We start from the raw sequence: 12,823 nt of genomic DNA on the forward strand, positions 1-12,823 counted from the left end.
AGGCCGAACACGGACGCGACGTGGAGCTCTCACCCTCACCAGTCTGTTTCCAGCGGCAGCGGGGTGGGCACTGGGAAAAAGGACAGCTGAGGACCATCCACCGGAGGTGTCCCGTGCAACCCTCGATCTTCAATCCCTGGGCCTGGCGTGACCCGTCCGCCCTCGCCGGCGGGTACGGACAGACCACCCCCTCGGTCACGCCGCCGGACGTCCAGGAAGGTGGTCACGACGGCCCGGACGCCCCAGGCCCCGGCACTCCCGTCGACCTGGCGGGCTATCAGGTGGAGGCGAACGACGGGCGGATCGGCACCATCGACGAGGCAAGCAACGAGGCGGATGCCGGATACCTGGTGGTGGACACCGGGCCCTGGATCTTCGGCCAGAAGGTGCTGCTGCCGGCCGGCACGGTGGCCCGGGTGGATCACCAGGAACGGGTCGTGCACGTCGACCGGACTCGGCAGGAGATCAAGGACGCACCGCCGTTCGATCCGGATTCGGCCGACGCCGAGTACCGGGAACGTGTCGGCACCTACTACGCCGACAGTTACCTGCCGCCTCCGGGAGCCGTCCCGCGGGTAATGTGAGGCCGTGGTCCGGACGGGCAACTATGCGTCGGAGGCGGTCGACATGGTCGATGGCCTTCCGCTCGGTGCAGTGCCCGCATTCCCGACCAGCTCCGGCGATGGCCGTGAGCAACTCCTGAACGTCCTCCGTGCCGGTGGTCTGCGGTACCGCGCCGGCGCGCGATGGCGGACGGCTCGCTGAGCCGATCCCGCTGACCGAGAGGGGCCGAATGTGCCCCGCTCGGCGTGCGCCCACGCGTGACCCACCTTCGGATACGAGAGGCACCACCATGTCCGTCGCACGAATGCTCACCGGCGACCGGCCTACCGGCCGCCTGCACCTCGGCCACTATGTCGGCAGCATCGCCAACCGGGTGCGGCTGCACCGGCGTTACGAGAGCTTCTTCATCATCGCCGACCTGCACATGCTCACCACTCGCAACCGGCGCGAGGACATCGACCAGGTCTCCGGCAATGCCCGCGAGATGGTGACCGACATCCTCGCCGCCGGCGTCGACCCGGAACGGGCCACCTTCTACCTGCAGTCGGCCATCCCGGAGGTCGGCGACCTCAACACCCTCCTGCAGAACCTGGTCACCGTTCCCCGGCTGGAACGGGTCCCGTCACTCAAGGACATGGCCCGCGACGCCGGCAAGGAGGAGATGCCGTACGGGCTGCTGGGTTATCCGGTGCTCCAGGCCGCGGACATCCTCTGCGTCAAGGGGGAGGTGGTCCCGGTCGGCCGGGACAACGCCGCACACGTCGAGGTGACTCGGGAGATCGCCCGGCGGTTCAACCACCTGTACGGCCCGGTCTTCCCGGTGCCCGAGCTGATCTCGGCGGACACGTCGAGCCTGGTGGGCACCGATGGGGCGGCCAAGATGAGCAAGAGCCGGGGCAACGCGATCGCTCTCTCCGACGATGCCCCGACGGTGCGTCGAAAGGTGCTCGGCATGTACACCGATCCGAACCGGGTGCGGGCTGACGTGCCGGGCACGGTGGAGGGCAACCCGGTCTTCGCGTACCACGAGGTTTTCAATCCGGACCGGGATGAGGTGGCCGACCTGGCCCGGCGCTACCGGGCCGGGAAGGTGGGTGACGTGGAGGTCAAGGAGCGGCTGGTCGTCGCGCTGGAGGGGTTCCTGGCACCGATCCGGGAGCGCCGGGCCGAGATCGAAGCCGACCGGGGGTTGGTCGACCAACTGATCGTCGAGGGCACTGAACGGACCCGCCAGGAGGTACGCCAGACCCTGATCGAGGTACGCCGGGCGATGGGGTTGACCGGCGCGTACCAGCAGGTGCGGCGGCGGGCCGAACGGAGCCGACGCCGAACGGACGCCTCGACCTGACGCCGGGTCCGCTGCCGCGCCACCAGGCGGTGCCTCCCTGCGGCGGGACCGTATGAGCCGACGCGACCTCGGGCGTGGCGCAGAATGCGAGGATGAGGGGGATTTTCGGCATTCGTCCGGTGTCGGCTGCGGAAACTCACCGGACCACGATGTTCGAGATCTTCTTCGACCTGGTCTTCGTCTTCGCGCTCACCCGGGTCATCACGTTCATGGCGGGGTCGCCGAGCGCGCTCACCCTGGCCCAGGGGCTACTCCTCCTGCTACTGCTGCTCTACTCCTGGTCGCCGTACATCTGGGTGGGAAACCTGGTCCGCCCGGACGTTGGCCTGGTCCGCGCGGCCACCCTGGTCGCGATGGCGGCGATCTTCGTGGCCGCGCTGGTGCTGCCGGACGCGTGGCAGCAGGGCTCCGAGCTCTTCGACGCGCCGCTCACCCTCGCCCTTGCCTACGTGGTCGGCCGGGCCGTGCAGCTCGTGATTCTGTTCTGGGCGAGCACGACGAACCCCGCACTGCGCTCGACGCTGCGGTTCTTCACCGTGCCGGTGATCCTGGGTTGGGTTCCGCTGATCATCGGCGCGTTGCTCGGCGGCGCAGCCCAGACGGCGCTCTGGACGGTCGCGTTTCTGCTGAATGTCGGCGGTGCCCGGATCGCGGCCACCTTCCGGCCGTGGCAACTGCGCAGTGTGGACCACTTCACCGAGCGGTTCGGCCTGGTGCTCATCATCGCGCTGGGTGAGTCGCTGATCTCTGCCGGCGCAGGATCAAGGGCGATGGCACCGGTCGGTGTTGCCGTGCTGGCCGCACTGCTCGGCCTCACCTGCACGGTCTGCCTGTGGTGGCTCTACTTCGATCGGCTGGCGCCCGCCGCGAAGGAGGCCGTCAGCAACGTGCCGGGAGACCGGCGGGCCGACGTGGCCGGCGACGCGTACGGCCTCGGGCACTCCACGCTGATCATCGGCGTGATCTACGTCGCGCTCGGGATCGAAGAGGTGATCGCCCAGCTCACCGAGGAGTCACCCCACCCCGACGGGCTGGGGTGGGAAGCCGCCGCGGCGCTCTACGGAGGCGCCGCCCTCTACCTGCTCAGCAGGTTGGTCTTTCGCCGACTCACCATCCGCGCGGTGTACCCAACACAGGTCATCGCGGCGCTGTTACCCCTGGCCCTGCTGCCGATCGGCCGATCCCTGCCCCCGCTGGCGGCGCTCGCCCTGCTGACGGTCTTCCTGATCGGGGTGACCTGGTCTGAGCGGCGGGTGGACCGGCGCGACGAGCGGACCGGCCCGGCGCAGCCGCTCCTGCCGTGAAAGAAATCCTGACGCCGTGTCGATATCCCCGGGCCTCGTTCGTCGTCATGCTGTACGGCGACAGGCCGTACCGAGAGGAGCCGAAACGTGAAGTACATGCTGCTGTTCATGAGTCCCGCGACCGACGGGGAGGCCGTCGACAACGGGTGCACCTTCGAGGACTGGATCCGCTTCGACCGGGAGATGAAGGACGCCGGGATCTGGGTCTCGGGGCATCCCCTGCAGGACCTGACCACCTGCACGACCGTGCAGGTCGGCCCGGGCGGCGAGCGCACGATCACCGACGGTCCGTTCGCCGAGACCCGTGAGCTGCTCGGCGGGTACGACATCATCGACGTTCCGGACCTCGACGCCGCGCTGGACTGGGCGGCCCGTAGTCCGGGTGCCACCGGCGGCGGGTCGGTCCAGGTCCGTCCGATCGCCGAGATCGAGGTGCCGGCCTGAGCGTGCCGGGTGCGGGGGCAGCCGTCGGGTCGTCGGTGGAGGCGGTGTTCCGGGAGGAACGTGGCCGACTGCTCGCCTCGCTCGTGCACCGCTTCGGCGACCTCGACCTGGCCGAGGAGGTCGCCTCCGAAGCCATCGAGGCGGCGCTGGTGCACTGGCCGACCGACGGCGTCCCGAGCCGGCCGGGAGCCTGGCTGCTCACCACGGCTCGGCGTCGCGCCGTTGACCGGCTGCGCCGCGACCAGGTGCTGGCCACGCGGCTCGCCGTACTCCGGGCGGAGGCCGAGCGGGCGGAGGCCGCCCCTCCCGCCGACGCGGACCGCGACCTACCCGACGACCGGCTGGCGCTCTTCTTCACCTGCGCACACCCGGCCCTGGCCGCGCAGGACCGCGGAGCACTCACCCTGCGATTCCTCGCCGGCCTCACCACGACCGAGGTCGCGCGGGCCTTCCTGGTGCCACCCGCGACCATGGCCCAGCGACTCGTCCGGGCCAAGCGGAAGATCCGCGACGCCCGCATCCCGTTCCGGGTGCCGGGCGCCGACGAGCTGCCCGATCGCCTGCCCACGGTGCTCCAGGCCGTCTACTCGGTCTTCACCGAGGGGTACGCCGCCAGCTCCGGCCCGGATCTCCAACGGATCGACCTGGCCGAGGAGGCCATCCGGCTGGGCCGGATCCTGCGTCGGCTGTTGCCCGCAGAGCGGGAGGTCGCCGGGCTGCTCGGGCTGATGCTGCTCATCCACGCGCGGCGCGGCGCGCGTACCGGGCCGGACGGCGCCATGATCCTTCTCGACGACCAGGATCGTGGACGCTGGGACCATCCCATGATCGAGGAGGGGCGCGAGCTGGTGGTGGTCGCGCTGACCGGCCGAGCGCCCGGCCCGTACGGGGTGCAGGCCGCCATCGCCGCGCTGCACGACGAGGCCGCCGACGTGGCCAGCACCGACTGGCCCCAGGTGGTGGCGCTCTACGACGTGCTGCTCAGCCTGGTGCCCTCACCGGTCGTCGCGCTCAACCGTGCCGCCGCGGTGGCCATGCGGGACGGGCCGGAGGCTGGGCTCGCCCTGCTCGACGAGTTGGCCGACGAGCCGCTGCTTCGCGGCCACCACCCCTATCCGGCGGCACGGGCCGACCTGCTGCGCCGGCTCGGCCGCCACGACGAGGCCGCGGCGGCGTACCGCAGCGCGTTGACGCTGGTCGGCAATGAACCGGAGCGGGCGTACCTGCTCCGCCAGCTGGCGTCCGTCACCACCGACTGAACGGACCCGCCAGTCGCGGCCCCGCCCGCTGTAACCTTCACCGGTGAGTCTGCCCCTGCCTGCCGGTGAGTTCGCCGCGTACCTGTTCGACTGCGACGGCACCATCGTCGACTCGATGCCGATGCACTACCTGGCCTGGCAGCGGGCCCTGGACGAGTGGGGCTGCGAGTTCCCGGAGGACCTCTTCTACGCCTGGGGTGGGCGGCCGACCGCCGACATCGTCGTCACCCTGAACGAACAGCAGGGCCTGACCATGCCGGTGGCGACCGTCGTCGAACGCCGGGAGAGCTACTACCAGGAGCTTCTGCCGCAGCTCGCCGCCGTGCCCGAGGTGCTGGAGCACATTCACGACGCGCACCGGCGGGTCCCGTTCGCCGTCGTCTCCGGCAGCACCCGCGCGTCGGTCACCGCCTCCCTCGACGCGCTCGGCCTGCTGGACCGGTTCGACGTGCTGGTCTGCGCCGACGACTACACCCGGGCCAAGCCCGACCCGGAGGCGTTCCTGCTCGCGGCGGAGCACCTCGGCGTACCCCCGGAGTCCTGCCTGGTCTTCGAGGACACCGACCTGGGCATCCAGGCCGCGACCGCGGCCGGCATGGCATCGGTACGCGTGCCGCAACAGCGCACCCGCTGAGGTCTCAGCTGATCGTCAACAGGAGCTTGCCCGCGTAGGAGGTTTGCAGGCGCTTGTGCGCCTCCCGCACCTTGCCGAGCGGGAACGTCTCCGCGACGTGCACCACGAACGGCCCCGCCTCGATGAGTTCGTTGAGGCGCTGCAACTGTCCAGGGCTGGCTTCGCCGTCGTACGCCCGGACCACGACGCCGGGCCGCTCGCGCGGCTCCGGTCGCACACCGTTGGCGTACGCGACCACGCCGCCGTCGACCAGCGCCTCGGTGAGCCGGTCCAGGGTCTCGCCGGCGGCCATCGCCAGGATGGCGTTCACTCCGTCCGGTGCCGCATCCCGGATCCGGGCGAGCACGTCGGTCACGTCGCCGTGGCCGTCGAGGGACACGTCGGCGCCGAGGCGGGTCACCAGCGCGACGCCGTCCGCCCCGGAGGCCACAGCGATCACGTTCAGTCCCTGCCGTTTGGCCAACTGCACGGCCAGGTGGCCCTGACCGCCGCTCGCACCGAAGATCAACAACCAGGCGCCGGCCGACAGGCTGAGGGTGTCGAGCCCGGCCAGCGCGGTCAGCGCGTCGGTGGCCATGGCACCGGCGTGCTCCACCGGCACACCGTCGGGCAGCTTCGCCGCGTACTGCGCCTTGACCGCCGCGTACTCGGCGTAGAAGCCGCCCTTCGGCCGGGTGTTGGCGGAGACGTAGACCAGGTCGCCCACCGCGAGGTCGGTCACCTGGCTGCCGGCCGCGACGACGGTCCCGGCGCCGTCGGAGCCGGGCACGATCGGGAGGGCTGAGCCCTCCGGGACCAGCACACCCTGGCGCTCGTACGCGTCCCACACCCCGACGCCGGCACTCCAGACCTTGATCAGCACCTCGTCGTCGGCGATCTTCGGGATCGGCAGCTTCCGCAGAGTGATCACCTCCGGCCCGCCGAACTCGTCGAAGGCCGCGGCCTGCATCCGCTCTGGCACATCCCCGTCAACCATGTGGATTCCCTCTCCGTGCCGGCGTCACCGTCGCAGCATGCCGGCTCGGCGACAGACGTGGCCCGGGGCTGAGTGCCGTTCACCCACAAGGGCGACCGCATGCCCTCGGCGTGCCATGACGGGCGTAGCCGGGGCGGGGGCGGGAATGGCTGCCTACCCGGAGGCCGCGGACGTCGGGCGAGCACGGCGGTCACGCTGCCGGAAGGATCTAGGGAAGGGGCACCGTGCACGCTCCGTCGAAGCGCGCCACGGCCTGGCTCCTGGTGGCGCTGGCCGGGGCCTCCGGCTGCATCGACGTGATCTGCCTGACCAAGCTCAACGGGTACTTCGCCAGCGTGGTCACCGGCAACCTGGTGCATTTCGGCCACGCGTTCGCCACGACGGACGGCCGGTCGCTCGCGGGTGCGGTGGTGGCAGTTGGTGGATACGCCGTGGGGGTTGCCGCTGCCACGGCACCGTTGCGCCACACCCCGCCGGGTTGGAACGGCCGTACCGCGGTGGTGGCGTCGGCCGAGGCGGTGCTGCTGCTCGGGTTCACGGCAGGCTGGTGGGCCTGCTCGGCACGTCCCGGGTACGGCTTCGGGCTCGTGCTGCTGGGGGCGGCGGCCGTGGCGAGCGGCATCCAGAGCGTGATCACCGTTGGTGCCGGCGTACGGGGTGCGTCGACGACCTATCTGACCGGCTCGCTGACCGAGTTGGTCCGGCGTCGTGTCGTCGACCCGCACCGGATCGCCGATGTGGGTGGCATCGGTCGGTTGGCGGGGCTGGTGGTCGGCGCCGTGCTCGGCACGGTGGTGCTGCGGATGGCCCCCACCTGGGCACCGGTGCTGGCGGCGGTGCTGGTGATCACGGTGATCACGGTCGCTGTCGGTCTGACCCACCGCGCGGTAGCCACCGCTGGCCCTAGCCAGCGGCGTTGACGAGAGCCGCGATCAGGACGTCTGCGGCTCCTGACCACGCAGCGCCTGCTCGACGGCGTCGCGTACGCGGGCGTCCTCGCGCACCTTGCGCTGCGTCCGGTTGCGGCGCCGGTACAGGTACGCCCCGACGAGCACGGCGATCAGCACGACGAGCACCAGCACCAACATCCACGGCAGTGCCCAGCCGTGCGCGGTGACCTGGACCGGCTTGAGCGAGGTGGTGGAGCCCGAGGCGTCGGTGAGCAGCGGCGTGAGGGTCGCGGTCGCGGCCAGCGAGACAGCGGGAGCGACGCCGTGAACGGGCACGGTCACGTCCCAGCTCTCGCCGGGGAGCAGCTCCGGCGGCGCGGCGATGTCCTTCGCCCGGACCCGTAGTACGCCGAACGGGCCCGAGACCGATACCGCCTGCTGCCCGGACAGGGCGGCGTTGCCGACGTTGTGGATCGTGTAGGTGATGGTGGCGTCACCCTTGCTGAACGGGTTGGACGAGCCCCCGTACTTCACGTGCAGGTCTTCGATCGCGAGGTTCGGCTTCAGCTCGCCGCCGACCCGCAACTTGATCCGGATACCGAGGCGCCGGTCGACGTTGATGCCTTCGGCCTGGTCGGCCTGGGTCAGCGCGGTGAGGATGCCGCCGACGTAGTCACCGGGCGTGGCGTTGTCCGGAACGCTGATCTTGAAGGGAACCTGCGCGGTCTTCCCGGGCTGGATCACGACACTGCCGGCATTCGCCTTCGCCCAGGCGCCGATCGCAACGGATTTCTTGTCCTTGGTGAGCAGGTCGAGCTGGCCCGCGTCGGTCGTGAAGCCGTCGGCGGCGTACACGGACAGGGTCAGCGGCGCCGGGCCGCGGTTGGCCACGACCATGGCGTCCTCGACGGCGCCACCGGGATTGACGTTGTAGCTGTAGCTGGACCGAGCCTCGCCGTAGCCGTTGGAGGCCGTCCGGACCGTCCAGGCGACGTTGCCGTCCGCCGCCACGGCGGGGCCGGCACCGACGCCGATGGCCGCGACGGCGGCGAGCAGGGACAGCACGGTCGTACGGAGGAGCACGGCGGTCGAGGTCTTCCAGCGCGTTACGGACGGGTACATTTCGGATCCTTGAGGTGATCTTGGGAGGATTGCAAATGGGTGGCGGGGTAGGCCCCCGAAGGTGCCTACCCCGCCCGATGGGACAGTTCGGTCAGCTGCTCAGAGCAGTGATCGTGAGGGTGGTGCGGTAGCTACCCTTCGCGATGCTGTCCGGGATCTTCAGATCCAGGTCGGCACCGAGCCGGGCGCCGCCCCGCGCGTGACCCTGCGCGGCTGCGGCGAGGGCACTGGAGACCGAGAGACCCTTGCCCTGGTCGTCGAGGGACGACAGGACCGGAGCACCGGCCTCGGCACCCGCGCCACCGTCGAGCACGTACGGGTTCCAGCCCAGGTAGGAGCCGGAGAACGTCTTGTCGGCGTCGGAGAAGTCGCCGACGTTGGCCGAGATCGACCACGGGGCGAGCGAGCGGCGGCTGTCCGACACGAGGATCGGGTTGATCTTGCCGTTCGCCTCGAAGAAGGTGCCGTTGCGCTCCTGCGCGGTACCCAGGTCGACAAGACCGTTGTAGCCGTCGATCGTCCAGCCGAACTCGCCCGGAGCCGGGTTCGGCACGTTCACCTGGATGGCCTGGCCGTCACCGTTGAACGGGTGCACCGTCACGTTGTCGACGATCGAACCGACCGGCTGGCCGTCCGGGGTGTTGACGCAGGAGAGGCCGGCCTCGACCGACGCGTTCGGCGCCGCGCAGGTGCCGCTGCGCACGTTCGCCAGGACCAGCTTGTCGCCGCGCACCTGCACCTTGACGTAGCTGCGGACGTGCTCCTGGTTCTGCACGGAGTTGTACCAGTACTTGTTTGGGTCCAACGGGTCCGGGCCGTTGCCCCGGATGCCGGTGCCGGTGGCGTCCGGCTTCTTGATGTCGTAGTACTTCGAGCCGGAGGCCGAGTTGGCGGTCACGTAGATGACGCCACCCGGGCCGGGGAACACGTCGGCAGCACCCGGCTTCTCGGCCGGGTTCTCCTTCTGGCCGTTCTTGATCGAGTAGCTGCGCGAGTAGCTGTGGTCGTGACCCTGCAGCACCATGTCGATGCCGAGGTTCGAGAAGGCCGTCGTGAAGTCTTCCCGGCGCTGCTTGTTGTCCGTGTCGGTCGCGTGGCTGGCCGGCGAGTAGATGGAGTGGTGGTAGACCAGCACCTTCCACTTGGCCTCGGAGCCGTGCTTGTTCACCACGTCGGTGATGTACGAGACGTGCGCGGCGTCGCCAGCGTTGCTGCCGTCCGTCGGCAGCTTGTAGCTGTTGCTGTTGATGTCGATGAACAGCACGTCCTTGTAGACGAACCAGTAGTCACCACCGGACTTGGTGCCCGCCGGGTTCCCGTTGTCGTAGTACGGGGCCGTGCGGTCCGTGTTCGGGGTGAAGTGGTGCTGCTCGTAGGACTTGCCGCCCACGTCGTGGTTGCCGATGGTGGCGACGACCGGGTACTGACGCAGCTGGTCGGGCGCCATGAACGAGGTCCACTGGCCCTCGTCGTTGGCGGACTCGACGTGGTCGCCGCCCGAGACCAGCAGCTCGGCGTTCGGGTTGGCCGCGGTGGCGACCTTCAGGGTGTCCTCCCAGCCGGCCTGGTCCTTCAGCCGGTCGCCGGAGGAGCCGATCTGGGGGTCGCCGAAGAACAGGAAGTCGTAGTCGCCCTCGAAGTCCTGCGTCTTGAACGCGTACGCCGGGGACCAGCTGCCCTCGGCGCCGACCCGGTACGAGTACGCCGTCTTCTCGCGCAGGTTGCTGATCGTGGCGTGCCGGTTGAAGCCGGTGGTGGAGGTGTTCGCCCCACCGACGGCGTCGAAGCTGACGGCGTTGGCCGGGAACTCGCCGTTCACGATCTCGGCGGTCGGGGCGAGCTGGATCTTCTGTGCGGTGTCAGCGGAGGAGTACCAGGTCACGATTCGCTGGGTCTCGTTGGCGCCGACGCCGAGAATCACGCTGCTGATCGTGGTGGGCTCGGCCGCACTCGCGGTGGCCATCAGGCCACTACCGAGGGCCGCGCCCATTCCCAGGACCCCGGCTGCGACCCCGGCGACCAGGCGCCGCCGCACGAGCGCGGAGGCCCGTGTCGAGGTGCTCAATGTCATCGACATTGTTCCCTTTTCAAATAGAGAAATGGATTGTGCCTTCACCCGACACTGGGGAAGCAAATCAACGCTTTCGCTGCCCGATGAACCAACCATGAACGCGATCTTGCGAAGAACTGCACTTCCCGAACTACTTAGCCCTACTCATGATCCAGAAACGCGCTGCACAAACCAGATCAGCCCCATAATGGACACGGCCGCAGAAACACCGCCGGTCACCCAGAGTCCAGCTTTCGGCGCACGACGGCGCAGCACGAGCAGCAGCGGGAAGACGACGGCGATAATGGTCAACTGAACGACCTCGATGCCGACGTTGAACACCAGCAGCGACCACAGCAGGGTCCACGACCACGCTTCATCGATGCCCAGCGCGCCCGCGAAGCCCAGCCCGTGCACGAGGCCGAAGCAGAACACCACACCGAGGCGGATCCAGCCGGAACGGTCCAGGTTGAAGTGGCCGTGCCCGGTCGTGTCCAGGTCGGTCGCGTGACCACCGCGCCGCCAGATCCCCCAGAGGTGCCAGCCGGCGACGACGGCGATCGACAGCGCGATGACCGGTTCCACGATCGCCCCCGGCACCTCGACCAGGCCGAGCGCCGCGAGCATGAACGTCACCGAGTGCGCCAGGGTGAAACTGGTCGCCGCGAGCACGATCTCCCGAAGCCGCCGCGACCCGGCGATGAGCGCCAGCAGGAACAGAATGTGGTCGATCCCGGAGAGCAGATGCTCGGCGCCCAGCAGGAAGAACTCCCCGAACCGCTCGTACCACGCCTGCCCGGTCGAGAAGGATGGGTTCGCGGCGTCGAGTGCCGCACTGCCCGAACGGCCGTCGATCTGATAGGTGACGATCGTCTTGGTGCCCTTGACGAAGCCCTCGTCGTCAGGGAAGAGACCGCTGCGCACCTCGTGCTCGTCGACCTGCTCGGGGCAGGTCCAGTCCAGCAGCAGATTCGCGTACGGCACGCCGTCGCGCTCGCCGATCGTCGCGTCGCCCACCTGGGTCGGCTGGCATGCCGCACTCCCGGAGGTCACCGAGAACCGGTCGGAGACATACCTGCTGACCGTCGACACATGACTCTTCAGGGCTGCGGCCTGAGCATCGGTGTCGCCCGCCTCGAATGCGGCCGTTCCCGCCTGGAAGAGCGGATCGTCATCCCCGGAATCGGCGGCGGACACGACCAGGAGGTCATATTCGAGCTCCAGCGCCGTGCGAATGTGACCCTCATCTCCCGCTGTGATTTTCGTGTACACAGTCGACGAGAACCCGTGCGCGGACGCCGTTCCGGCGCCCAAAAACGGGATCACCGCCGCGGCGATCCCGACAGCGGTGACGATAACGGTACGGCGGACGCGCCCTAACATGCGACTCCCTCGGTTGGCCAGTGCACGCTGCACGCCGAGGGTGAACACCAGCCCGCGCACCGACGAACCGCCGGAGAACAACAAACCCGAGCGACTGCCCACAGATAATCGACGACCAAAATTGAGATAGGAATACGAAGAACTACGCGCACTTTCCGCCACCACTCGGAGGACGATCACCTTGCGCCCCCCGCTTCGAGCCGTTGCCATGCTGGCCGCGACCGCCGCGCTGGTCACCGCTTGCAGCTCCAGCGACGACTGGTCACAGCCGCACCCCGCGCCCAGCGCCATCGGCGCTCTCGGCCCCGGGTTCGTCGACCCCTCCACGAAGCCCGCTCCGGAGGCGACCATCACGCCTCAGCCCGGCTCGTGGGCCGACGTCCACCCGCCGAAGGACTACCGGGTCGTCCTGCTCACCAGCGGCGACGACAACCCGACCAAGGCGCTCGTGACGGCCGTCAAGGAGTGGGCCGACGACGAGCATGTCGACCTCAGGACGATCGTCATCGGCAATGCGCACGACGCCGTTCCCAGCATCGCCAAGGCCATGGAGATGGGCCCGGACCTCATCGTCAGCGCGGGCAACGACGTCATCGACGCGCTGGCGCTGGTCACTCCGAACCACCTGGACGAGAAGTTCCTCGTGGTGGGCGCGGAGTTGGCCGAGCCGACCCACAACGTCACCGCGGTCGACTGGGACGGTGCGTCGTTCCGTGGGGAAGGGCTCGGCATGTCCTCGACGTACGACCCGAACTCGTTCACGGCCGAGCGCTGCGCGGCGGCCATCAGGGCGGGCGTGGCGGCAGTCCTCAACGACCTGACCGGGATTGTGGTCTGGCTCTGAGGACC

Annotated in this window: 12 protein-coding genes; 8 read left to right on the top strand and 4 right to left on the bottom strand. The window is 69.4% G+C overall.

The annotated features are described in order from the left end of the window. The first annotated feature begins 113 nt into the window (after positions 1-113). The 6 genes from PCA76_RS31685 (at position 114) to PCA76_RS31710 (ending at position 5,553) form a co-directional block, all read left to right on the top strand. Positions 114-584: a PRC-barrel domain-containing protein gene (locus PCA76_RS31685; RefSeq protein ID WP_272614161.1), complete on the top strand. Its 471-nt coding sequence runs from the start codon at positions 114-116 to the stop codon at positions 582-584. A gap of 269 nt (positions 585-853) precedes the next feature. Next, complete coding sequence (trpS, locus tag PCA76_RS31690; protein WP_272614162.1) at positions 854-1,912, top strand: tryptophan--tRNA ligase; 1,059 nt, start codon at positions 854-856, stop codon at positions 1,910-1,912. A 92-nt stretch (positions 1,913-2,004) separates the two neighbouring features. After that, the gene (locus tag PCA76_RS31695; protein WP_272614163.1) at positions 2,005-3,216 is read left to right on the top strand and encodes a low temperature requirement protein A; all 1,212 of its coding nucleotides are present in this window, start codon (positions 2,005-2,007) and stop codon (positions 3,214-3,216) included. A gap of 96 nt (positions 3,217-3,312) precedes the next feature. Further along, positions 3,313-3,660 (top strand): YciI family protein, encoded by a 348-nt coding sequence (locus PCA76_RS31700; RefSeq protein WP_336298083.1) that lies wholly within the window; start codon positions 3,313-3,315, stop codon positions 3,658-3,660. 2 nt (positions 3,661-3,662) lie between these two features. Next, positions 3,663-4,919 carry an RNA polymerase sigma factor gene (locus PCA76_RS31705; protein WP_272614165.1) on the top strand — a complete coding sequence of 419 codons (1,257 nt, stop codon included), beginning with the start codon at positions 3,663-3,665 and terminating at the stop codon, positions 4,917-4,919. A gap of 43 nt (positions 4,920-4,962) precedes the next feature. Further along, complete coding sequence (locus PCA76_RS31710; protein ID WP_272614167.1) at positions 4,963-5,553, top strand: HAD family hydrolase; 591 nt, start codon at positions 4,963-4,965, stop codon at positions 5,551-5,553. A 4-nt stretch (positions 5,554-5,557) separates the two neighbouring features. On the opposite strand, the gene PCA76_RS31715 is transcribed toward PCA76_RS31710, so the two are convergent. Next, positions 5,558-6,529 carry an NADP-dependent oxidoreductase gene (locus tag PCA76_RS31715; RefSeq protein ID WP_272614169.1) on the bottom strand — a complete coding sequence of 324 codons (972 nt, stop codon included), beginning with the start codon at positions 6,527-6,529 and terminating at the stop codon, positions 5,558-5,560. Positions 6,530-6,753: 224 nt separating this feature from the next. On the opposite strand from PCA76_RS31715, the gene PCA76_RS31720 reads away from it, so the two are divergent. Beyond that, positions 6,754-7,449, top strand: a complete 696-nt coding sequence (locus PCA76_RS31720) for a YoaK family protein (RefSeq protein WP_272614170.1) — start codon at positions 6,754-6,756, stop codon at positions 7,447-7,449. Positions 7,450-7,461: 12 nt separating this feature from the next. Here the strand turns inward: PCA76_RS31720 and PCA76_RS31725 are convergent, their stop codons facing one another. The 3 genes from PCA76_RS31725 to PCA76_RS31735 form a co-directional block, all read right to left on the bottom strand. Then, a complete protein-coding gene (locus tag PCA76_RS31725) occupies positions 7,462-8,541 on the bottom strand; it encodes a WxL protein peptidoglycan domain-containing protein (protein WP_272614172.1) in 1,080 nt (359 codons plus the stop codon). A gap of 91 nt (positions 8,542-8,632) precedes the next feature. Next, positions 8,633-10,612 carry a purple acid phosphatase family protein gene (locus tag PCA76_RS31730; RefSeq protein ID WP_272614173.1) on the bottom strand — a complete coding sequence of 660 codons (1,980 nt, stop codon included), beginning with the start codon at positions 10,610-10,612 and terminating at the stop codon, positions 8,633-8,635. A gap of 144 nt (positions 10,613-10,756) precedes the next feature. Continuing rightward, on the bottom strand, positions 10,757-12,211 hold the full coding sequence (locus tag PCA76_RS31735) for a HupE/UreJ family protein (RefSeq protein WP_272614174.1): 1,455 nt from the start codon (positions 12,209-12,211) through the stop codon (positions 10,757-10,759). On the opposite strand from PCA76_RS31735, the gene PCA76_RS31740 reads away from it, so the two are divergent. Further along, positions 12,183-12,818 (top strand): hypothetical protein, encoded by a 636-nt coding sequence (locus PCA76_RS31740; RefSeq protein ID WP_272614175.1) that lies wholly within the window; start codon positions 12,183-12,185, stop codon positions 12,816-12,818. The genes PCA76_RS31735 and PCA76_RS31740 overlap by 29 nt on opposite strands. Positions 12,819-12,823: the final 5 nt, after the last annotated feature.

It is taken from the genome of Micromonospora sp. LH3U1 (assembly GCF_028475105.1).
Classification (GTDB): domain Bacteria; phylum Actinomycetota; class Actinomycetes; order Mycobacteriales; family Micromonosporaceae; genus Micromonospora.